Annotated in this window: 22 protein-coding genes; 9 read left to right on the plus strand and 13 right to left on the minus strand. The window is 65.1% G+C overall.

All coding sequences use genetic code 11. The features are described 5' to 3' along the window. Nucleotides 1-43: 43 nt before the first annotated feature. The gene (cysZ, locus tag FHR95_RS10755; protein WP_183314366.1) at nt 44-796 is read left to right on the plus strand and encodes a sulfate transporter CysZ; all 753 of its coding nucleotides are present in this window, start codon (nt 44-46) and stop codon (nt 794-796) included. On the opposite strand, the gene phoR is transcribed toward cysZ, so the two are convergent. The 4 genes from phoR to FHR95_RS10775 all read right to left on the minus strand — a co-directional run bounded on the left by phoR (nt 784) and on the right by FHR95_RS10775 (nt 4,357). Further along, entirely contained in the window at nt 784-2,097 is a 1,314-nt protein-coding gene (phoR, locus tag FHR95_RS10760; protein WP_183314367.1) for a phosphate regulon sensor histidine kinase PhoR, read from the minus strand. The genes cysZ and phoR overlap by 13 nt on opposite strands. A gap of 1 nt (nt 2,098) precedes the next feature. Continuing rightward, nucleotides 2,099-2,788 carry a phosphate regulon transcriptional regulator PhoB gene (gene phoB, locus FHR95_RS10765; RefSeq protein ID WP_040183572.1) on the minus strand — a complete coding sequence of 230 codons (690 nt, stop codon included), beginning with the start codon at nt 2,786-2,788 and terminating at the stop codon, nt 2,099-2,101. A gap of 86 nt (nt 2,789-2,874) precedes the next feature. Continuing rightward, the gene (ubiA, locus tag FHR95_RS10770) at nt 2,875-3,771 is read right to left on the minus strand and encodes a 4-hydroxybenzoate octaprenyltransferase (protein WP_183314368.1); all 897 of its coding nucleotides are present in this window, start codon (nt 3,769-3,771) and stop codon (nt 2,875-2,877) included. A gap of 37 nt (nt 3,772-3,808) precedes the next feature. Further along, entirely contained in the window at nt 3,809-4,357 is a 549-nt protein-coding gene (locus FHR95_RS10775) for a chorismate lyase (protein ID WP_257125473.1), read from the minus strand. A gap of 77 nt (nt 4,358-4,434) precedes the next feature. On the opposite strand from FHR95_RS10775, the gene FHR95_RS10780 reads away from it, so the two are divergent. The 3 genes from FHR95_RS10780 (at nt 4,435) to FHR95_RS10790 (ending at nt 6,521) form a co-directional block, all read left to right on the plus strand. Further along, on the plus strand, nt 4,435-5,595 hold the full coding sequence (locus FHR95_RS10780; RefSeq protein ID WP_183314369.1) for an NAD(P)/FAD-dependent oxidoreductase: 1,161 nt from the start codon (nt 4,435-4,437) through the stop codon (nt 5,593-5,595). Nucleotides 5,596-5,829: 234 nt separating this feature from the next. Then, the gene (locus FHR95_RS10785; protein ID WP_040183570.1) at nt 5,830-6,105 is read left to right on the plus strand and encodes an HU family DNA-binding protein; all 276 of its coding nucleotides are present in this window, start codon (nt 5,830-5,832) and stop codon (nt 6,103-6,105) included. Between the two features lie 59 nt (nt 6,106-6,164). Then, nucleotides 6,165-6,521: a hypothetical protein gene (locus tag FHR95_RS10790; protein ID WP_040183569.1), complete on the plus strand. Its 357-nt coding sequence runs from the start codon at nt 6,165-6,167 to the stop codon at nt 6,519-6,521. A 102-nt stretch (nt 6,522-6,623) separates the two neighbouring features. Here FHR95_RS10790 and recG read toward each other — a convergent pair whose 3' ends face one another. Further along, the gene (recG, locus tag FHR95_RS10795) at nt 6,624-8,717 is read right to left on the minus strand and encodes an ATP-dependent DNA helicase RecG (protein ID WP_183314370.1); all 2,094 of its coding nucleotides are present in this window, start codon (nt 8,715-8,717) and stop codon (nt 6,624-6,626) included. Further along, nucleotides 8,714-9,634 carry a hydrogen peroxide-inducible genes activator gene (locus FHR95_RS10800; RefSeq protein ID WP_040183567.1) on the minus strand — a complete coding sequence of 307 codons (921 nt, stop codon included), beginning with the start codon at nt 9,632-9,634 and terminating at the stop codon, nt 8,714-8,716. The genes recG and FHR95_RS10800 overlap by 4 nt, the downstream gene beginning before the upstream one ends. 115 nt (nt 9,635-9,749) lie before the next feature. Between FHR95_RS10800 and FHR95_RS10805 the strand changes: the two genes are divergently transcribed. Then, on the plus strand, nt 9,750-10,631 hold the full coding sequence (locus tag FHR95_RS10805) for an NAD-dependent epimerase/dehydratase family protein (RefSeq protein ID WP_183314371.1): 882 nt from the start codon (nt 9,750-9,752) through the stop codon (nt 10,629-10,631). A 37-nt stretch (nt 10,632-10,668) separates the two neighbouring features. Here the strand turns inward: FHR95_RS10805 and FHR95_RS10810 are convergent, their stop codons facing one another. The 6 genes from FHR95_RS10810 to gmk all read right to left on the minus strand — a co-directional run bounded on the left by FHR95_RS10810 (nt 10,669) and on the right by gmk (nt 15,459). Then, entirely contained in the window at nt 10,669-11,175 is a 507-nt protein-coding gene (locus FHR95_RS10810) for an acyloxyacyl hydrolase (RefSeq protein ID WP_183314372.1), read from the minus strand. Further along, nucleotides 11,172-11,699, minus strand: a complete 528-nt coding sequence (gene thpR / locus FHR95_RS10815) for an RNA 2',3'-cyclic phosphodiesterase (RefSeq protein WP_183314373.1) — start codon at nt 11,697-11,699, stop codon at nt 11,172-11,174. Before thpR ends, FHR95_RS10810 begins: the two co-directional genes overlap by 4 nt. 9 nt (nt 11,700-11,708) lie before the next feature. Further along, entirely contained in the window at nt 11,709-12,098 is a 390-nt protein-coding gene (locus FHR95_RS10820) for a RidA family protein (protein ID WP_183314374.1), read from the minus strand. Nucleotides 12,099-12,178: 80 nt separating this feature from the next. After that, complete coding sequence (locus FHR95_RS10825; protein WP_183314375.1) at nt 12,179-14,314, minus strand: RelA/SpoT family protein; 2,136 nt, start codon at nt 14,312-14,314, stop codon at nt 12,179-12,181. A gap of 66 nt (nt 14,315-14,380) precedes the next feature. Beyond that, nucleotides 14,381-14,644, minus strand: a complete 264-nt coding sequence (rpoZ, locus tag FHR95_RS10830) for a DNA-directed RNA polymerase subunit omega (protein WP_040183560.1) — start codon at nt 14,642-14,644, stop codon at nt 14,381-14,383. Nucleotides 14,645-14,844: 200 nt separating this feature from the next. Continuing rightward, entirely contained in the window at nt 14,845-15,459 is a 615-nt protein-coding gene (gmk, locus tag FHR95_RS10835) for a guanylate kinase (RefSeq protein WP_040183559.1), read from the minus strand. 357 nt (nt 15,460-15,816) lie between these two features. Here gmk and FHR95_RS10840 point away from each other — a divergent pair, with 357 nt between their 5' ends. Beyond that, nucleotides 15,817-17,067: a sensor domain-containing diguanylate cyclase gene (locus FHR95_RS10840; protein WP_246378512.1), complete on the plus strand. Its 1,251-nt coding sequence runs from the start codon at nt 15,817-15,819 to the stop codon at nt 17,065-17,067. Between the two features lie 139 nt (nt 17,068-17,206). On the opposite strand, the gene FHR95_RS10845 is transcribed toward FHR95_RS10840, so the two are convergent. Then, entirely contained in the window at nt 17,207-18,178 is a 972-nt protein-coding gene (locus FHR95_RS10845; protein WP_183314377.1) for a LysR family transcriptional regulator, read from the minus strand. A 94-nt stretch (nt 18,179-18,272) separates the two neighbouring features. On the opposite strand from FHR95_RS10845, the gene FHR95_RS10850 reads away from it, so the two are divergent. Genes FHR95_RS10850 through FHR95_RS10860 form a run of 3 tightly spaced genes read left to right on the plus strand, consistent with a single transcriptional unit; the run spans nt 18,273 to nt 21,310 of the window. Further along, nucleotides 18,273-19,328 carry a tripartite tricarboxylate transporter substrate-binding protein gene (locus FHR95_RS10850; RefSeq protein ID WP_183314378.1) on the plus strand — a complete coding sequence of 352 codons (1,056 nt, stop codon included), beginning with the start codon at nt 18,273-18,275 and terminating at the stop codon, nt 19,326-19,328. A 26-nt stretch (nt 19,329-19,354) separates the two neighbouring features. Further along, nucleotides 19,355-19,789: a tripartite tricarboxylate transporter TctB family protein gene (locus tag FHR95_RS10855; RefSeq protein WP_040183558.1), complete on the plus strand. Its 435-nt coding sequence runs from the start codon at nt 19,355-19,357 to the stop codon at nt 19,787-19,789. Nucleotides 19,790-19,819: 30 nt separating this feature from the next. Next, on the plus strand, nt 19,820-21,310 hold the full coding sequence (locus FHR95_RS10860) for a tripartite tricarboxylate transporter permease (protein WP_183314379.1): 1,491 nt from the start codon (nt 19,820-19,822) through the stop codon (nt 21,308-21,310). The last annotated feature ends 48 nt before the right edge of the window (nt 21,311-21,358 follow it).

A 21,358-nucleotide genomic window follows, 5' to 3' on the forward strand; every position in this document is an offset into this window, starting at 1 on the left:
CCGATGGGCGGCGGCCTGTTTTTGTGAGATGAGGATATTACGGATGCTCAATGCCTTTTCAGCCCTGACCCGCGGAACCCGGCTGGTCTATTCCCGCGGCCTGCGGCGCTATGTGTTCCTGCCGATCCTCGTCAACCTGCTGGTCTACTCGGGGATGCTCTGGTACGTGCTGGGCCATTTCGGTGGCTGGCTGGACCGCTGGATGGCCATGGTCCCCGAATGGTTGTCCTGGCTCTCCTGGTTGATCTGGCCGCTCTTCGTGCTCAGCCTGGTGCTGATCGTCTTCTTCACCTTCACCCTGGTGACCCACCTGATCGCCGCGCCCTTCTACGGCTTCCTGGCCGCCCGGGTGGAGGTAGAGGCGACGGGGCGACCGCCGCTGGATGATCGCGGGCTGGCGAAAACCGCTGTCGATGCCTTGGGCCGCGAGCTGGTCAAGCTGGGCTATATCCTGCCGCGCATGGCGCTGCTCTTCGTGCTCAGCTGGATTCCGGTGCTTAACCTGGTGGCACCGCTGCTGTGGGCGGCCTTCTCGGCCTGGATCATGGCGATCACCTACCTCGACTACCCCATGGACAACAACATGGTCAGCTTCGCCGAGATGCGCCGCCGCCTGAAGGCCCGCTGGTGGCCCACGCTGAGCTATGGCGGCTGGGTGATGCTGATAACCTGGATCCCCCTGGCCAACCTCTTCCTGCTGCCGGGTGCGGTGGCCGCCGCGGTGCTGATGTGGGAGCGCCACTACCGAGGCCTCGAGACCGACAGGGCAGGTGGTAGGCCGCCTCAGGCGCGCTGAGCGTTCGGGGTCGTGTCGCGCAGGCGCTCGGCGGGAAACAGGCAGCGAAAGGTGGCCCCTTGTCCTGGACGCGAGCTGATCTCGAGGCGGCCAGCGTGGCGCAGCAGCACATGCTTGACGATCGCCAGCCCCAGGCCGGTGCCGCCGGTGGCGGTGCTGCGGCCCTTGTCGACCCGATAGAAGCGCTCGGTAAGGCGTGGCAGATGTATCGGGTCGATGCCTTCGCCGTCGTCCTCCACCTCCAGGCAGGCACCTTCGCCGTGGGGTCGCCAGCGCAGCACGATATGGCGATCCTTGCCGGCGTAGCGAACGGCATTGAAGGCGAGGTTGGAGAGCGCACTGCGGATCTCCTTCTCGCTGCCGACCAGGGCGCGAGCCTCGTCGATCTCCACGCTGATCGACTGGCGACCTTCCGAGAGCGCCGCGGCATCGTTCTTCACGGCCTCGAGCAGGTCGCCCATCGCCAGCGGGGCATCATCGCGCCCGCCCTGGTCGATCTCCAGCCGTGACAGCAGCAGCAGATCGTTGACCAGGTTCTGCATGCGGTCGGTCTGGGCCTTCATCTGCGACAGTCCGCGGCCCATGCGCGGCGGCAGTTGCCCGGCCATGTCTTCATAGGTCTCAAGATAGCCGGCCAGCACGGTCAGCGGGGTTCTCAGCTCGTGGGAGACGTTGGCCACGAAGTCACGGCGCATCTGCTCCAGGCGGTGTAGCCGGGTAATATCGCGGGCCATCACCAGGCGCTCGTCATCGCCATAGAGAGTGATCTGGAACTGCAGGATCAGCGTCTCGTCGATGGGCGAGGGCAGGGTCAGCGGCTCGCGATAGTCACGCCCATGGAAGTAGTCGACGAAGCGCGGGTCGCGCAGCAGATTGGTGATGTGCTGGCCGCGGTCGAGCTGGGGCTTGAGACCGAGCATCCGCTCGGCGGCGCTGTTCCACCACTCCAGGTCGCCATGACGGTCGAGCATCACCACGCTGTCGCGCATCGCCTCGGAGGACTCCTGGATACGCTGCAGCGTCGCCCGCAGTCGCTTTTGAGTCAGGGCCTGGCGCTTCTGGTAGCGGTAGAGGCGGTCAAACAGTTCGCCCCACAGGCCGCTGGCAACGGGGGGTTCTTCCTGGGGGCGCAAGGTCAGCCACTGATAGAGAGCACGCAGCTGGCGCAGGTGGAAGGCCAGACACATCAGCAGGCCGACGGCGATGCCGGCCGGCATCGCGGAAAAGGGCCAGCCGACCAGCCCGCCGGCACCCACCAGGGCCGTCAGGCGCCAGAACTCGCGTCGCCAGAGCCGCCCCACGTCAGCCCTTGGCGGAGAACCGGTAGCCGGTACCACGCACGGTCTGGATCAGCTGGTGATGGGGCTCGCCCAGTGCCTTGCGCAGGCGGCGGATATGCACATCCACGGTACGCTCCTCGACATAGACATTGCCGCCCCATACCTGGTCGAGCAGCTGCCCGCGGGTGTAGGCGCGTTCCTGATGGGTCATGAAGAACTGTAGCAGGCGGTATTCGGTGGGTCCCATTTCCAATGAGCGGCCATCGACGCTGACCCGATGGCTCACGGGGTCGAGCAGTAGCCCGCCGACCTCCACCGGCTCCTCGACGCCGCGCGGCGTGGCGCGGCGCAGCACCGCCTTGAGGCGTGCCACCAGCTCACGCGGCGAAAAGGGCTTGGTGATGTAGTCGTCGGCCCCGGCCTCGAGTCCCTGAATCTTGTTGTCCTCTTCTCCCTTGGCGGTGAGCATGATGATCGGCAGCTCGGCGGTGGCCTCCTCGCGCTTGAGCCGTCGTGCCAGCTCGATGCCGCTGGTGCCGGGCATCATCCAGTCGAGCAGCACCAGGTCAGGCTGATGGTCTACCACCAGGGCGTGAGCATCCTGAGCGTTGTCCGCCTCGAGGACGCGATAGTCAGCCATCTCCAGCGCCACCGCGATCATCTCACGAATCGGCGCCTCATCATCGACGATCAATACGGTCTTGGCGGTCATCCCGGAGCCTCGTGGTCAATGACAGATCAATGACGATGACAGCACGTCGAGATGACAATAGCGTGACAGGCCGGGTCTGTCGCCGTTCAGCCGCTGTTCACCGCTGGCCACAGGGAGAGCGCGATGCCGGCGAAGACCAGCAGGCCCGACCAGTGATTGTTGAGAAAGGCCTGAAAGCAGCGGTCCCGATCCCGCTCGCGGATCAGCCACTGCTGGTGCACGAAGGTCGCGGCCATGGCGGCCAGCCCCAGCCAGAAGAAGCCGCCCAGCGCCAACAGCCCGCCGGCCCAGGCCAGTAGCACCAGCGTCAGGCCCTGCAGCAGGCCGATCATCAGCCGGTCGGCGCGGCCAAAGAGTACGGCGGTAGACTTGATACCGATCTTGAGGTCGTCGTCGCGGTCGACCATGGCGTATTCGGTGTCGTAGGCCACCGTCCAGACCACGTTAGCGGCGAACAGCAGCCAGGCGACCGGAGGCAGCGTGCCCAGCACGGCGCCGAAGGCCATGGGAATCGCCCACGAGAAGGCCGCACCGAGAAATGCCTGGGGCAGATGGGTGTAGCGCTTCATGAAGGGGTAGATGCAGGCCAGCACTACCCCCACCACCGAGAGCATCACCGTGAAGAGATTGGTGAACCAGACCAGCACGAAGGCGGCCATCACCAGCATCAGGAACAGCGCCTGGGCCTCCCCCTCGCTGATGCGTCCGGTGGCCAGGGGGCGATGCTTGGTGCGCTTGACGTGGCCATCGAAGTGGCGGTCGGCGTAGTCGTTGACCACGCAGCCGGCGGCGCGCATCAGGTAGACCCCGGCGACGAAGATCAGCAGCACCTTGCGGCCGGGTATGCCCTCGGCGGCGACCCATAGCGCCCATAGGGTGGGCCACATCAGCAGCCAGGTGCCGATGGGGCGGTTGAGGCGCATCAGCTGCAGGAAGTCGTGCACCCGGGCGAGGCCCTTGGGGTGCATCAGGGATCGGTCCATCTCGTCCTCATGATATCCAGTTTGGCTGCATGCGAGCCTAGCGCGAAGGCAGCCCGAGGTCATCCGCCATGCGGTCGAGGAAGAACTCCTGAACCAGCACGACGAAGCGCCGGTGGCGAAACAGCGAGCGGCGTGCCCATGGGCCCGAGACGCCTTGAAAGGGGGGCGGGTCGGCGCTGACCTCGAGGGGGCCGCGCACCAGGTCAGGCTGACGGAACAGCCAGCTGCCCAGCGACCGCTCGCCCAGGCGGTCGAGCCGCTGGCCGTGCAGGCAATCCAGGGGCACGACCGAGCGGGCCATCACCCAGGGCCGCTCGTCCAGGCACAGCGCCACCTCGCGCACCCAGGCGAGGCGAGCCGGGGGCAGGCCCAAGGCTAAAGCCTCGTCACGGCGTGGCCGGTCGAGATGCTGATTCACCAGGCGGACCCGGAAGGGGCGATGGCCTCCGGCACTTATCAGCCTGGCAGTTAGCGAGTCGCGGGAGGCGACCCAGGGCCACCAGGCAGGGCTCATGGCGGGACGTGCCGCCGCCAGGGGAATCCAGTGCGCCAGGGCGCGGGTGTCGGCAGGTGGCAGGTCGAACACCGTCTGGCTCCGCGTCGATGAAAGGGTCGATTAGTGTAACATGCGGTGTCATCCCTTCCCCCCGAGCGAGGAGTTTCATGAACGCTCCGCTGACCATCATCGGCTCCGGCATGGCGGGACTGGGCCTGCTGCGGCAGCTGCGCGCGCAGGACCCGGCGCGACCGATGACGTTGATCACCGCCGACAGCGGTGACGACTATTCCAAGCCGCTGCTCTCCACCGGGTTCGCCAAGCGCCTGCCGCCCCAGCGCCTGGCGGCCCGCTCGGCCCTGGAGGTTGCCGGCGACCTCGGCGCCGTGGTGCGCACCCACACCCGCGTGGAAGCCATCGACCCGGTGGAGCGCACCCTGACCATCGGCACCGAGACGCTGCTCTGGAGCGAGCTGGTGCTGGCCACCGGCGCCGCGCCGGTGCGCCCCTTCACGGTGCCCGACGCTGTAGCCGACCGGGTCTTCAGCGTCAATGACCTGGACGACTATCGCGCTTTCCATGCGGCCCTGGAGACGTTGGACCGGCCGGCGCGTGTGGCCGTGATCGGCATTGGTCTGGTGGGCTGCGAGTTTGCCAACGACCTCGTCGCCGGCGGCCACGCCGTCGAGCTGGTGGCCCCGGAGCCTGCCCCTCTGCCACGCCTGGTCCCGGAGCCGCTGGGCCGCGCCCTGGGCGAGGCATTCTGCGAGGCGGGCATGGTGCTGCATACCGGGCGTCAGCTGGTAGCCCTGGGCGCCGAGGGTACCGCCATCGGTCTGGAACTCGACGATGGCGCCTCGCTGTCGGCCGATCTGGTGCTGGTGGCCACAGGGCTGCGGCCGCGCACCGCGCTGGCCGAGTCGGCCGGCATCGCGGTCAGCGCGGCGGGTATCCATACCGACCGGCAGCTGGCGAGCTCTGTGCCGGGTATTCACGCCCTCGGCGATGCGGCCTGTGTCGATGGCGTCAATGCCATGTACGTGCAGCCTTTGCTGGCCAGTGCCAAGGCCCTGGCCCGTACCCTGACCGGCACCCCTACGGCGGTGACCTATGGCCCCTGGCCGGTACTGGTCAAGACGCCGCTGTTACCGGTGGTGGCGCTTCCGCCGGCCTTCCCGCCGTCGCGCTGGCGCATCGAGGGCGAGGGAGAGGACCTGACCGCCCTGGCCGAGGCCGAGGACGGACGTTTGATCGGATTTGCGTTGACGGGGCGCTGCGTGCGTCGCAAAGTCGAACTGGCGCGAGTAGCGCCGCCATTGCTAGGCTAGTCTCGTCAACGACGGGGCCTGCCGCGGCCAGCGAGCCGCTCAGGTCGCGTCGTTGAGGATCAGTATCATCCGCATGTCGTTTCCCGAAACCTCCCTGCCTGGCGCACAAGGCCTCGGGATCGCGAGTCGGCATGCGCGTGATGCACTGACAGGTCAGTTGCCATAACAACCATGCCATCACAACATCGCCGGTGGTGATCACCGGCTGCATGATGCCAATACCAGGAGGGCTGTATGCGCAAGCCAGAACTCGCCGCGGCGATTGCCGAGCGTGCCGATCTTTCCAAGGACAAGGCGAGCCAGGTGCTCAACGTCATCCTCGACGAGATCACCGGTAGCGTTTCCCAGGGCCAGGACGTGACCCTGATCGGCTTCGGTACCTTCAGCGTGCGCGAGCGAGCCGCGCGCACCGGCAAGAATCCTCAGACCGGCCAGCCGCTGACCATTCCGGCCAGCAAGACCGTGGCCTTCAAACCGGGGAAGGGTCTCAAGGACGCTGTCGCGAAGTAAGGCATTGCGGCCCGTCGCGTGCGGGTCGTGCTACTCTCCCTTTCGGTGGCGGAGCCGTTATGAAGCTGCGATTGATGCTCTGGCTGCTCGGGCTGATGCTCAAGCGCGCCCTGCGCCGCAAGGCGCGCTTTCGTGAACTGCTCGGCGAAATGCGTGGCCTCGACTGGGGAATCGCCACCGAGGACCTTTCCATCGCCCGCCACTATCGCATGTCGCCGTGTGGCATCCACACCGCTCGTGGCCTGCCGGTGGATCTCGACCTTGAACTGCGCTTCGAGGATGAAGCCACGGCCATCAAGGTGCTGAAGAAACCGACCCAGCAGGCCTTTCTCGACGGCATGATGGCCGGCAGCGTGCGTCTGGTCGGCGATTCCGGCGACCTGCAGAAGCTGCAGCGGCTTCTCAAGCACCTTTAAGCACCGAGCTGAAAGCGCCGAGCGCCAAGGAAACCCCTGACCGTTTACTCCCTAACGTCCCTACCCTGATCCTCTGTTTGGCAGCTTGGCAGCTTTGGGCCGTCACACCTGTCCGTAGCGTCCCGCTTCCTCTCCCAGCCAGCGCCGGATCAGCGGGCGGCTGGCCTCAGGGTGTTCAACGAGTAGCGCCTCAGCCAGGGGGGCAATGCGATCCAGCAGGTCGGCGTCGCGCTCCAGGTCGGCGATCTTCATCTGCGCAAGCCCCGTCTGGCGGGTGCCCAGCACCTCGCCGGGGCCACGAATCTCGAGGTCCTTCTCGGCAATGCGAAAGCCGTCGGTGGTCTCGCGCATCACCGCCAGGCGCTCCCGGGAGTGGGCCGACAGCGGCGGGTGATAGAGCAGCACGCAGAAGCTCTCGACGGCACCGCGCCCGACCCGGCCGCGCAGCTGGTGGAGCTGGGAGAGGCCCAGGCGCTCGGGGTTCTCGATGATCATCAGGCTGGCATTGGGCACGTCGACTCCCACCTCGATCACCGTCGTGGCCACCAGCAGGTCCAGCTCGCCGGCCTTGAAGGCCGCCATCACCGCGGCCTTCTCGCCGGCCTTCATGCGCCCGTGGACCAGGCCGATGGCGAGCTCCGGCAGGGTCTCGACGAGCTCGTCGTGGGTCGCCTCGGCGGCCTGGCACTGCAGCGCCTCGGACTCTTCGATCAGGGTACAGACCCAGTAGGCCTGTCGCCCCTCGGCGCAGGCGTGGCGGATACGTGCCATCACCTCGGGGCGCCGCTCGTCGGGCATCACCACCGTCTTCACCGGGGTCCGACCCGGGGGCAGCTCGTCGATTACCGAGACGTCCAGGTCGGCATAGGCGCTCATCGCCAGGGTGCGCGGGATCGGGGTGGCGGTCATCACCAGCTGGTGGGGCGTGAGGCCCCCGGCCTCGCCCTTCTCGCGCAGCGCCAGACGCTGGTGGACGCCGAAGCGGTGCTGCTCGTCGATGATGGCGAGCCCCAGGCGCTGGAAGTGCACATCCCCCTGGAAGAGCGCGTGGGTCCCCACCACCATGCGCGCCCGGCCGTCCTGGATGGCCGCCTTGGTGTCGAGGCGCGCCTTGCCCTTGAGCTTGCCGGAGAGCCAGGCCACCTCGATGCCGAGCGGCTCGAACCAGGCGCTGAAGGTGCGGTAGTGCTGCTCGGCCAGTATCTCGGTGGGGGCCATCATCGCCGCCTGGCAGTCGGCAGCAATGGCCGAGAGCGCCGCCATGGCGGCGACCACCGTCTTGCCCGAGCCCACGTCGCCCTGCACCAGTCGCAGCATCGGCACCTGACGCGCCAGGTCGGCGGCGAGTTCGTCGAGCACCCGGCGCTGGGCGCCGGTCAGCGCGAAGGGCAGCTGGGTCAGAAAGCGCGCCTGCAGGCTGCGCCCGCCGGGTAGCGCCGGGGCCCCGTCCTCCTGAATGCGCTGGCGCACTTCCTGCAGGCTGAGCCGATGGGCGAGCAGTTCTTCCAGGGCCAGGCGGCGCCGCGCCGGGTGCCGGCCAGCTGCCAGCTGCTCCGCGTCGGCCTCTGGCGGCGGACGATGCAGGGTATCCAGGCAGTGGTGAAGCTCGGGCAGGCCGAAGCGCTGGCGTAGGGGGGCGGGAATGCCGTCGGGGAGGGCGCCCGGGGCGGCATCCAGGCGGGCCAGGGCCTGGTCGATCAGCGCCCGCAGTCGGGTCTGGTGGAGGCCCTCGGTGGCCGGGTAGATGGGCGTCAGGTGGTCCTCCACCGGGGCCTCGCCGCCGGCCAGCAGGCGGTACTCCGGGTGGTAGAGCTCCAGGCCGGTGGCCCCGGCGCGGGCCTCGCCAAAGGCGCGCACGTGAACGCCGGCCTGGAACTGCTGCTGCTGTGCCGGGGAAAAATGGAAGAAGCGCAGGCTGAGGATCCCGGAGCCGTCGCGCAGGCGCACCAGCAGGCTGCGCCGCCGCCCTTGCACGATCTCGCCGGCGACCACCTCGCCTTCCACCACGGCTTCATGGCCCGCGCGCAGGGTGGCGATGGGTGTGATCCGGGTCCGGTCCTGATAGCGCAGCGGCAAGTGGAACAGCAGGTCACTGACGCGCTCGATGCCCAATCGGGCCAGCTTCGCCCCCAGCGCTTCGCCAACGCCCTTGAGGTCGGTGACGGGGGCATCAAGAGACGTCGGGTCGGTGCTCATGCCGTGTCGAGCTCTGCCTGGCGGCAGTGTGCGATCGCCTCGGTAACGGCATCGATGGCCCGGGGCCGCGGGAAGCTGGCGCGCCAGGCGATGGCCACGGTCCGCGAAGGGGCCGGGGCGGTAAAGGGTCGGCTGATCAGCATACCGCTCTCGTAGTGGCCGGTACCGATGGCCGAGTGGGGCAGCACGGTGATGCCGAGCTTCGAGGCCACCATGTGGCGGATGGTCTCCAGCGAGCCGCCCTCGGCGGTGAGGGTGTTGGAGGGGCTCGCGAGCTGGTGGCTGATCGCCGGACAGGCCTCGAGGATCTGGTCACGGAAGCAGTGGCCCTCGCCGAGCAGCAACAGACGCTCCTCCAGCAAGTCCTCCTTGTCGATGCTCTCCCGCGAGGCCCAGCGGTGGTCGGCCGGCAGCAGTACCTCGAAGGCTTCGTCGTAGAGCGGTTTGGTGACCACGTCGGTCTCGGTGAAGGGCAGCGCGATGATGATGGCATCCAGCTCGCCGCTGCGCAGCTTGCGGCGCAGGTTGCCGGTGAAGCCCTCCTCGATGTAGAGCGGCATCTGCGGGGCACGCCGGGAGAGCTCGGGGATCAGATGAGGGAAGAGATAGGGGCCGATGGTGTAGATGGCGCCAATGCGCAGGGGGCTCGCCAGCTGGTCACGGCCGGCCGTGGCGAGTTCCTTGATGACGCTACTCTGTTCCAGCACGCGCTGGGCCTGTTCGACGATCTTTTCGCCCAGCGGAGTGACTTGCACGGTGGATTTCGAGCGTTCGAACAGCGCCACGCCGAGTTCCTCCTCGAGCTTCTTGACGGCCACCGAGAGGGTCGGCTGAGAGACGAAGCAGCGCTCCGCCGCGCGTCCGAAATGGCGCTCCTGGGCCAGTGTCACGATGTAGCGGAGTTCTGTTAGAGTCATTGTGGTGCCGGCAGGCATCCTCTTGCGAAATGGGTGAAGGTTCCGATGATCTCGCCCCAATGCACAGGGACACAATAATGCCAATAGGGACTTTTTATCAGGGGGCGAGCAAAAGGTGAAGACGACGACACTGATTCTGGGCTGCGGTGACATTGGCATGGCCCTGGGACGCGAACTGCGCGAAGCAGGGCACCGGGTGATCGGGGCGCGCCGCCATCCGCGCGCACTGGAAGGCAGCGGACTGGAGGCCGTGGCGGTCGACCTGAACGATCCTGCCACCCTGGTCGGGCTGCCGGACGCCGAGACGCTGGTCTACGTGGTCAGCGCCGACCGCTTCGACGAGGCAGCCTATCGCGCCGCCTACCTTGACGGCTTGACCGCGGTACTGGCCGAATTCGCCGGCCGCAATTCGCCGCCCGGGCGGGTGTTCTTCGTCTCCTCGACCAGCGTCTACGCCCAGCGTGATGGCGAGGTGGTCGACGAGACCAGCGCCATCGAGCCCTCGGGTTTCTCGGGCCTGCTGATGCACGAGGCCGAGCAGGCGCTGATCCATCATGACCTGCCGGGCACCGTGGTGCGCTTCTCGGGCATCTACGGCCCGGGCCGTGACCGCCTGATTCGCCAGGTCGGTGAGGGGCGCATCGCCCCCTCGAGCCCCGTCATGTATTCGAATCGCATTCACCGCGATGACTGCGCCGGGGTGCTGGCCCACCTGATCGGTCGGCACCTCGCCGGCGAGTCGCTCGAGGCACTCTACCTCGGCAGCGACTGCGAACCGGCGCCCCTGCATGAGGTGATGGCCTGGCTGGCAACGCAGCTCAAGGTCGAGGCCACCGAGACCATCCAGTCACCGTTGCGACGCCGCGCCAGCAAGCGTTGCGACAATACCCGGCTGATCGAAAGCGGCTATCGCTTCCGTTATCCCACTTATCGGGAGGGCTACAGCCACGTGCTGCGCGAGGGCGGTTTCCTGCCGGCAGACCCCGCGCTGAGCTAACGCGAGCCACTTTTTCACGCGCCAGCGGATGCCTGAGCTAGAGCGGCTGGCGATAGATCAGTGAATAGATCTCGAACCCTTCGTTGGGCAGGTCAAGCCGGGCATTGGAGTAGTGCGCGGCACTGGCACCGAGTTCTCCGCCGAAAGCGAAGCGCATGCCGAGGGCGAGGCGATTCTCGAACTGGAAAGCGGTCGAGAGCCGCTGTGATTCCAGCTGTGTCTCGAGGAACAGCCCGGCGCCGACACCTGCCTCAAGGAACGCACTGCCACCGGCAAAGGAGTAGCGCAGCGCCGGTGTCAGCGTCCAGGCGGCATTGTCATCGCCATCATCGCCTGGCAGCAGCAGCAGGCCGGTGGCCAGGCGCAGGTCGAGGGCCGGGTGCCAGTCGCTGAGGTCATGCATCCAGTCGAACTTGAGGCCAACTGCCGGGGTACCTTCACTGGTGGAACCCAGCTCGAGACTGGGGGCTGCGCTGGCGGGAGGTACAACGAGACAGGCCGTGAGGGCGGCAAGTATCGGGAGATGGCGAAGTCGAGGCATCATGGCGTCTCCTCGGGCAGGATGCTCCGTGCAAGAGTGCGATAGTGGCTGCCCTGTTGCGTAACGACAGAGTGTATTAGCTCTACTCGAGTATAGACCCATGGCATGTCGATGCAGGGAAGTTCAGGGCCCGGCGGGCGTGTGGCCTTGCGGAGCAGCGTAATGTGCGGGATGAACCGCTCGGGACGTCCCTTGACGCCGAGTGCCTCCAGCCCGGTCCATAACTCACCCTGAAGGGTCTGCAGGGCCGTTGTCGGCCGTGAGCTTCCCACCCAGACGATACCTGGCCGTTGAAAATGGCCCCAGCGGTCGAGGTGCCAGCTTCCCGGGCGGACTGCCTGTTGGCGAAGCCAGTCGCCGAGCGTCTTGGCCCGCTCGGCGGGTTGCTCACCGAGAAAAGCCAGCGTCAGATGCAGGCTGTCTTCCGGCACGCGCCGGCCACCGCAGTGGGCCTGTGCGAGCTCGGCCAGTTTGCCGAGCCGCGCGCGTAGTCCGTCAGGCGGCGTCAGCGCCAGGAAGAGTCTCACGCCCTGGCCTCAGTCGCCGATGACCATGACCCCCTCGGCCTCGAACTGGGCTCCCTTGGGCAGCGCCTTGACGCCGATGGCGGCGCGGGCCGGGTAGGGCTTGTCGAAGAACTCCTCCATCACCTTGTTGACCACGGCAAAGTTGTCCAGGTCGACCAGATAGAGGTTGAGCTTGACCACGTCCTGCAGGGTGCCGGCGGCTTCCTCGCAGACGGCCTTGAGGTTGGTGAAAACCTGGCGAGCCTGGGCTTCGAAGTCGTCGGAGACCAGTTCCATGCGGGTCGGGTCCAGTGGAATCTGGCCGGAGAGATAGACGGTGTTGCCGGCCTTGATGGCCTGGGAGTAGGGGCCGATGGCGGCGGGGGCCTGGTCGGTGTTGATCACAGCCTTGTTGCTCATGGTGATTCTCCTTGCGGTCCAGCGTCGTGAAAGGGAAATAGCCCGCCCGCCGCCTCGAGCGGCGGGCGGGCGAAAAGGGTTCAGTTGCCGAGGCGGGTGATGCGGCCTACATGGGCGAGATTGCGTAAGCGCTTGATGATGCGGGCCAGATGCACGCGGTTGCGTACCGCGAGGATCAGGTTGACGATCGACAGTCGTGCGTCGCGCTCCTCGATGCCGATGCGCTCGATGTTGGCACCGGCGTCGGTGACCAGCGCGGCCAGCTCCGCCACCAGGCCACGGCGACTCTCCATCTCCAGGCGCAGCGCGGCAGGGAAGTCCTCATCGATGTCGTCGGACCACTCCAGGGCAAACAGCTTGTCCGGGTCGTTCCTGAGTTCGGCGAGGTTACGGCACTCGGCGCGGTGGACGACGATGCCCTTGCCCGCCGAGAGATGACCAACCACCGGGTCGCCGGGCAGGGGGCGGCAGCAGCGGGCGAACTTGATCACCATGCCCTCTGCGCCGCTGATCACGATGGGGCCTTGTGCCCGTGCCAGGTATTCGGCAGGCTCGCCCGTCTTGCCCTGTTGCAGGTCGATCAGTCGGCGAGCGACCACATGGGCCACCCGCGTGCCCAGCCCGATGGACTCCAGCAGGCTCTCCTCGCCCTTGAGCGAATGCTCCTTGAGCAGGCTGTCGAGCAGGCCTTCGGGCAGTTCCTCCAGGCTGGTCTCGAACGGCGCCAGGGCCTTGTTGAGCAGGCGACGTCCGAGTTGAACCGCCTCCGTATGCTGCTGGTGCTTCAGCGCGTGGCGGATCGCCGAACGCGCCTTGGCGGTCACCACGAAGTTGAGCCAGGCCAGGTTGGGGCGTGCGCCCGGGGCGGTGATGATCTCCAGGGTCTGGCCGCTCTCCAGACGCGTGGAGAGCGGAGCCAGGTGGCGGTCGATGCGACAGGCGATGCAGCTGTTGCCGATGTCGGTATGCACGCTGTAGGCGAAGTCGATGACCGTGGCGCCCTGGGGCAGCTCCATGATGTCGCCCTTGGGCGTGAACACGTAGATGTCATCGGGGAAGAGGTCGTTCTTGACGTGCTCGATGAACTCCAGAGAGTCGCCGGCATGGCGCTGCATCTCCAGCAGGCCCTTGACCCAGGCACGAGCACGCGCATGGCTGCCCTGAGCAATCGGGTGCTCGGTCTGGCCCGCCTTGTAGAGCCAATGAGCAGCGATACCGTTGTTGGCCAGGGCCTCCATCTCGCGGGTACGGATCTGCACCTCGATGGGCATGCCGCCCCGGCCGAACAGGGTGGTGTGCAGGCTCTGGTAGCCGTTGGCCTTGGGGATGGCGATATAGTCCTTGAAGCGCCCTGGCACCGGCTTGTAGAGGTTGTGGACCACGCCGAGGATGCGGTAGCAGCTGTCGACGTCCTCGGTGATGATGCGAAAGCCGAAGACGTCCATGATCTCGGCGAAGGACTTCCGCTGGTCGCGCATCTTGCGGTAGATCGACAGCAGGTGCTTCTGTCGGCCGATCACCGTGCCCGGCAACCCCTCGTCGTCGAGGCTCTGCTGGAGGCTGCTCTGCAGCTGGCGGATGGTCGAACGGCGATGGCCGCGGGCGCTGGAGACGGCGCGCTTGATGCGCTCGGCGCGCATCGGGTAGAGCGCCTGGAAGGAGAGGTCCTCGAGCTCCACGCGGATGGTGTTGATGCCCAGCCGGCTGGCGATGCGGGCGTAGATCTCCAGCGTCTCGCGGGCGATGCGGCGCTTCTTCTCGGGGCGCAGGGCACCCAGGGTGCGCATGTTGTGCAGGCGGTCGGCCAGCTTGACGATGATCACCCGGATGTCCCGGGACATCGCCAGCACCATCTTCTGGAAATTCTCGGCCTGGGCGACCGCCTTGTCCTCGAAGGTGATCTGGGTCAGCTTGGAGACGCCGTCGACGAGCTCGGCGACCGGCTTGCCGAACTGCTCGCCCAGCGCCTTCTTGGAGACCCCGGTATCCTCGATGACGTCATGCAGCATGGCGGCCATCAGGCTCTGATAGTCCATGTGCATATTGGCCAGGATGTTGGCTACCGCCAGCGGGTGCGTGACGTAGGGCTCACCGGAGCGGCGGCGCTGGCCATCGTGGGCTTGCTCGGCGTAATAGAAGGCGCGCCTGACCTGGCGGATCTCATCCTGGGGGAGGTAGCCGCCGAGTCGGTCGGCCAGGTCATCGATGGTGAACATGCGACGCGCCTTGACTGCTGCGTGAGGGCCCTGAGGGGAAGTGCTCCTGCGCCGGGAGGAGCAGAATCACTCCTCGACGTGGCTGCCCGGTTCGAATTCGGGTCGAACGCGCACCGGCGCTGCCTCGACGGGCTCGTCGAGCACGCTGGCGTCGACCAGCCCGTCGGCGATCTCGCGCAGCGCCATGACGGTGGGCTTGTCGTTCTCCCAGGGCAAGAGGGCGTCGCGGGAGCCGCGCGCCAGCTGGCGGGCACGGTGAGTGGAGATCATCACCAGCTTGAAGCGATTTTCGACGTTTTCCAGACAATCTTCGACGGTGACACGTGCCATGGATGCCTTCCTGAACAGTGCTGACGGGCAAAAGTCCGGCCGGCGTCGTGACGCCCCGGAAATTTTACCGATGAGTAGACCCGATAGATTACTCGACGCCTGGTTGCCCTGACAAGCGCCATGGCAGGGCAGGACAGGCACTGCTCCTCGAGTCACGACAGTCGCTGCTGCCGATGTCAAGGCAAGTGTCGCTGCTGAGGTTATGACAAGAGCGCGGCAAGCAGCGGGGCATAATGCTCACTCACCTTCTCGCGGGTCAGGCGACGGGCGATGACCAGCGACTGCAGCTCGCGCAGGGCCGTGGTGAAGTCGTCGTTGACCACCAGGTAGTCGTACTCGTCATGATGGGACATCTCCTCCACTGCATCGCGCATGCGTCGGGCGATTACCGCGTGTTCGTCAGTGCCGCGGCTGGACAGCCGGCGCTCCAGCTCTTCCCGGGAGGGGGGCAGGATGAACACCGAGACGGCATCGGGCAACTGCTGGCGAACCTGGCGGGCGCCCTGCCAGTCGATCTCCAGAATCACGTCCTGGCCGGCGGCGAGCATCTTCTCCACGGTGCGTCGCGAGGTGCCGTAGTAGTTGTCGAAGACCCTGGCGTACTCGAAGAAGTCGCCCTGCTCGATCATCGCCTCGAAGGCCGGCACGTCCACGAAGTGGTAGTTGACGCCGTCCACTTCGCCCTCGCGGCGCTCGCGGGTGGTGTGGGAGACCGAGACCTGGATGCCGTCGAGGCTTTCGATCAACTCGCGTACCAGGCTGGTCTTGCCGGCACCGGAGGGAGCGGAAACGATGAACAGCGTACCTTGGGCCATGAGCAGGGGTCCCCGACGTTACAACGGATGGTGAGCTGGTGTAGCGGCTGCGCAAAGGGCGGAGTATCGCACATAATGGCGCCCGGACTGTAGCCGGAGCCGACTCGAACCTATCTTGAGGGGTTTACCAAACAGGTCGCTTAAACTGGCTAAACCTTGTACAGCACATATTGAACAGCCATGACAGGGTGGCGATCGTTCAAGGTATGATCATCCTTGCCCACCCGATGGAATACATGGTGGTGACCGACGGCATCGAGCCCCGGGAACTGCGCCAACTGCCGATGGCATTGCCCGAAGCAAGCGGTGCAACGTGAATCATGCGGCCATGCCGGGCTGCTGGATGAAGGAATGAGTATGCAAATGCCTCCCCAGGTAAACGGCTGGTTCGAGGAGTTCTATACCGCGGTGGAGCAGAGCCCGGCCGCCACGGCGATTACCGATACCCAGGGCGTGATCTTGTTCGTGAATCAGCGCTTCCTCGAGGTAACTGGTTATAGGCGCGATGAGCTGATAGGTAGAACCCCGGCGGTCATCCAGTCCGGTCTCACCGATCCCCGTGTCTATGAGTCGCTGTGGTCCACCTTGCGTGCCGGCCAGGTCTGGCAGGGTGAAATACTCAATCGGCGCAAGGACGGTGAGCTCTATTGGGAATACGAGATTATCACCCCGGTGCGCAATGCCGCTGGTGACATCGTCAGCTTCGTGGCCGTCAAGGAAGATATCACCCAGCGCAAGCAGCAGGAGCATGAGCTGCGCCTGCTGGCCACCGCCTTCGAGACTGGCCAGGCGGCGCTGGTCACCGACGCCCGACAGCGCATCGTGCGCGTCAATCGGGCGTTCAGCGAGATTACCGGTTATGACGCCGAGGAGGTGGTCGGTGAGACGCCGCGCCTTTTTCAGTCCGGCCGCCATGACGAGGCCTTCTATGCTCGCCTGTGGCAAGAGCTGGAGGAGCGTGGCCACTGGCAGGGTGAGATATGGAACCTGGATCACCAGGGCAACATCTTCCCAGTGTGGGAATCGATCACCGCGGTGACGGATGACAGCGGGGAGCTGGTCAACTATGTGGCCATGTTCCATAACATCAGCGAGCGCAAGAGTCGCGAGCTTGAGCTCAACCGACAGGCCCTGCATGACCATCTCACTGGTACGGGGAACCGCCGCGCCTTTGACCACGACATGGCGCGGTGCCTGCGGGCGGCGGGACGCGATGGGAGCGAGGTGTCGGTGGTGTTATTCGATGTAGATCACTTCAAGCGGGTCAATGACACCCATGGCCATGAACGCGGCGATAAGATCCTGAGGCAGCTGGCTCAGCGGGTCTCGGCCTGGTTGCGGGCCAGCGATAGCCTCTACCGCTGGGGTGGCGAGGAGTTTTGTCTGCTGCTGCCTGCAACTGACCTGGAGGGCGCGAGCACCTTGGCCGAGCGGGTGCGTCAGCTGGTAGCGCAAACCCCACTCGATGGGCTCGCCATCACCATCAGCTTGGGGGTGGCGAGCCTGCGACCGGCTGAGGGCGCCTTGACGCTGATGGAACGCGCCGACGCCTGCCTCTATAACGCCAAGCGTGAGGGCCGCAACCAAGTATGTCGGACGCCTTTGTAGCCTGAAATCAAGCAGTCAGCGCAGCACTGACGGTATCGAGGGGCGCCGGAGTCATCCTCCGGGAACACCCTTGCCGACGTTAGGGATTGAGCGCATTGCTGCACGACCGCTGGCTTGTTTGGCTGTTGACTAGACCCGTTCAGTCATTACGGGCAAGGCCCGTTACATGGTGAGCCAGATCTACGCTGGAGATGAAGAAGGGTCGGGTGAAGTCGGCTGCCTCGGCGAGTCGTCGGGCTAGTGTTTCGAACAGTTGGATGCGCACCCCACCGTGGTAGAGCGCGTAGTAGCCGACTGAGGGCACTCGCGGTGTGGTCTCTAAGGTTTGCAGTCCCTGTGCCCGGGTGAGGTGTTGAACGCAGCGTTGCGGTAGCACGCTGATGCCCCTCCCCGCTGTCACAAGGCCGACCAGCGCCAGCAGGTTGTCGGTGGTCAAGGTGGCAGTGGGCATGCCTTGGTGGGAGAGCCAGCGATTGATGTTCTGCGCGAACAAGGAGTGCTTGCCCTGACCGATGAGGGGGTAACGCTCCAACGCACTGATGGGCAACGGCCCGCTACCATCATCCACCAGGCACTCGCTTGCCATGAAGGCCATTTCCACCTCTTCCAACAGTCGTGTCTCGACACCCGGTTGAGAGAAAGCCTCTGGGACCAGCGGGATTACCACCAGATCCAACTCGCCGTCCTGAAACTGTTGATAAAGGCTGCGGCTCATGTCGATGGTGATATCTAAGCGGATGTCAGGACGCTCGAGGGTGTAGTCCCGAAGAAAGTCCGGGAGCCAGGTCAGGGCGGTCAGCTCGGTGAAGCCGATACGTACACGGTGGAGGCGACGCTCCGACTGTGCATTGAGCTCAAGAATCTGTTTTGCGTTTTCCATCGACTTGTAGGCGAGTTCCAGCAACTGCTCGCCTTCCTCAGTCAGTCGCGCGTTGCGCCGCGAACGGTCGAAAAGACATAGGCCGGTGGCCTGCTCGAGTTCGGAAATACGCTTGGAAACGGTGGACTGAGTCGCATTAAGTCGCTGGGAGGCTCGCTCGAAGGTGCCGAGCTCGACGACCTGGATGAAGGATTCGAGCTGCGTGAGAGTCAGCATGGCAACACCTTTCATGAAAATTACGACTGATATTTTATGAAAATTATTCGCTTTTTTGAAACTTTGGGCTGTTATTAATTGGTTGGGGCATGCTCTGAGGCGTCAGGCAGTGGATGTGGCCACGACGGGTCGCCTGTATGGCTCGGAAACGATAACAGTAACAAGGAGTAAGGCGATGAAGGTGCAATCCAAGTTGATGCGAAAGGTACTGGTGGGAGCGGTCGCGACGGCCCTGGTGGGTGGCCTGAGTACGTCGGCCATGGCGGCAGACTACCCTTCCAAGCCGATCGAGATGATCGTTGCCTTCGGCGCTGGCGGCAGCACCGATACCATGGCGCGAATCTTTGCCAAATATGCCGAGGAGGAGCTAGGCGAGCGGATAGTGGTGGTCAACAGGCCTGGCGCCGGCGGCGAAATAGGCTGGGTGCACCTGGCCAACGCCGACCCTGACGGCTACACCATTGGCCTTATCAACTCGCCGGTGGTGGAAGTTTACCCCTTTACTCGTGAAGAAACCGTCGGTTACTCCCTCGATGAGATCCGGCCCTTGGCCAACGTGATCACTGACCCGGGCGTGCTGGCGGTTTCTGCCGATAGCCCCTACCAGACTCTGGATGACCTGGTCGCGGCGGTGAAGGATGATCCGCAGTCCGTCATCATTTCCCACGAGGGGATTGGTGGCGATGATCACCTTGCCGCGCTGAACTTTGCCGAGGAAGCCGGTATCGATCTCAGCTTCGTGGCCTACAACGGCAATGCGGAAGCGACCGCTTCGCTGCTGGGCGGCCATATCAGTGCCTTCGAGGGCAACATGTCGGAAGCGGCGGCGCAGATCCAGGATGGCAAGGTGCGTGGGCTGGCGGTATGGGCCGACGAGCGGGTCGAACCCATCGCCGGCGTGCCCACCGGCAAGGAACAGGGCTATGACGTTCAGGCCGCTGCATCGCGCGGGTTCGCCGTGCCGGCGGGCGTGCCCCAGGAGGTCTACGACATGCTTCTGGCCGTTACGCGCGACGTCGTCGAGAACCCGGAATTCCAGGCTGAGATGGATCAGCTCAACATGCCGATCAATGCCATCTACGGGCAGGACTACGTCGACTTCATCAACGATAGCCATGATCGACTGAAGTCGCTCTGGGAGAAAGATCCCTGGATCGAGCAGTGAACGGCGGCTAGCAAGAGGATTGTTCCATGACCCTCGACACTATCGACCGTGGCGTGGCAATGCTGATGGGTGTTTTATGCGGCGTTGTCGTGGTCGTGGGCCTTGGGATGCGCGGCGACGCGGGGCTCTTCCCCGCGATCGCTGGCACGCTAGGACTCCTGGCCTGTCTGGGAATTGGCCTGGACACCTTGCGCAGCCGGCCCCCCGACGAACTACCTCCTACCCTGCCCTGGCAGCGCTTCACCGTCTGGAGCCTGTGTATTCTAGGACTACTGGGGCTGATGGTGACCGTCGGAACGTTCGTGGCGCTACCGCTATTCCTGCTTACCAGCTTGCGGTGGCTGGGTCACTTGCGGTGGGCGGCGGCCTTGACCATCGCCATCACCTTTTCTGCCCTCATCTATGTGGTCTTTGTGCACCTTCTGACCGTGCCGCTGCCCGCCGGCTGGTTGGTTGACTAGCGATAGCCGAGATCACTTCGAGAGATACCCATGGATGTATTGCTCCCCGCCCTCGGCAACGTGATGGCGCCGATGGCTCTTTTGACTTTGCTTCTTGGCACTCTGGCCGGCATGACCATCGGCGCGCTGCCGGGGCTCTCGTCCACGATGGGCGTTGCGCTGTGCATTCCGATCACTTTCAGCATGCCGCCGGAGTTGGCGCTGATCCTGCTGGGTGCGGTGTACGTCAGCTCCGTCTATGGAGGTTCGGTGACGGCGATCCTGCTGCGCACGCCAGGCACCGACGCTTCCATCGCCACTGCGCTCGATGGTTATCCCTTGGCCGAAGCTGGCCGTGGAGGGGAAGCGCTTGGCATGGCGACACTAGGCTCTCTCTTCGGCGGGCTGTTCAGTGTGATCGTGCTGATTGCGATTGCTCCGCCTCTCTCCACGGTCGCGCTGGCGTTCGGTCCCCAGGAATATACCGTACTGGCGATCTTCGGGTTGGTGACCATCGTCGGCGTGGCGTCAGACCGGCCGCTCAAGGGCGTGCTGTCGGCAGCGGTGGGGTTGGTGTTGGCCACCGTGGGACTGGATGCCTTTACCGGCGTGCAGCGCTTCACCTTTGGTCAGAGCGAGTTGTTCGAGGGAGTGCCGCTATTGCCGGTGCTGATAGGACTTTTTTCGGTCTCCCAGGCCTTCAACCTCTGCGTGCCCGCCGGCGGAGGCGTGTTGACGAGCAAGGAGCAAAAGCTCAAGGGACGCGGCCTGCCGCTATGGCACGATATCCGGCGCAGTTTGCGCACGATGCTACGCTCCTCGGTGATCGGTTCGGTGGTGGGGATACTGCCCGGTGCCGGGACCAGCATCGCCTCCTTCATCTCCTACAACGAAGCGCGCCGACACTCGTCGACCCCAGAGCGCTTCGGTAAGGGAGAACTGGAAGGGGTGGCAGCCTCGGAATCGGCCAATAACGCTGTGACCGGCGGCACGCTGATTCCCACTCTGACGCTGGGTATTCCCGGTAACGCTGTCACGGCGGTCTTCGTCGGCGGGCTGACCATTCATGGCCTGATTCCGGGGCCGAGTCTGTTCACCCATCATGCCGAGACGACCTACACACTGATCCTCTCGCTGCTGTTCGCCAACGTCTTGTTCGCTGTGCTGGGGCTTTGGCTGTGTCGTTACCTGGTGGTGGTGACTAAAGTGCCGGGCGCTGTGCTGGGGCCGATGATCCTGGTGTTCAGTGTTATAGGCACTTATGCGCTCCGCAACGCGGTCTTCGATGTCTGGCTGGCAGTTGCCTTCGGCGTGGTGGGTTACTTCATGGAACGCTGGCGCTATCCGGCCGCTCCCCTAGTGATTGCCCTCATTTTGGGGCCGATCCTCGAGGTCAACTTCCGCCGCTCCATGCAGATCGCCCACTGGGACCTCACCACCTTCTTCACCCGTCCGCTGTCATTGACGCTATGCCTGTTGGTGGTTCTGGCGGTGGCCTATCCGCTCTGGATTCAATGGCGACGTCGAAAGCTCCAGCGCTGATTCTCACGGCCTTTTCGCAGACCTGGGCATACCTGTACCTGACACTTG

This window comes from Halomonas fontilapidosi (assembly GCF_014192285.1).
GTDB lineage: Bacteria > Pseudomonadota > Gammaproteobacteria > Pseudomonadales > Halomonadaceae > Halomonas > Halomonas fontilapidosi.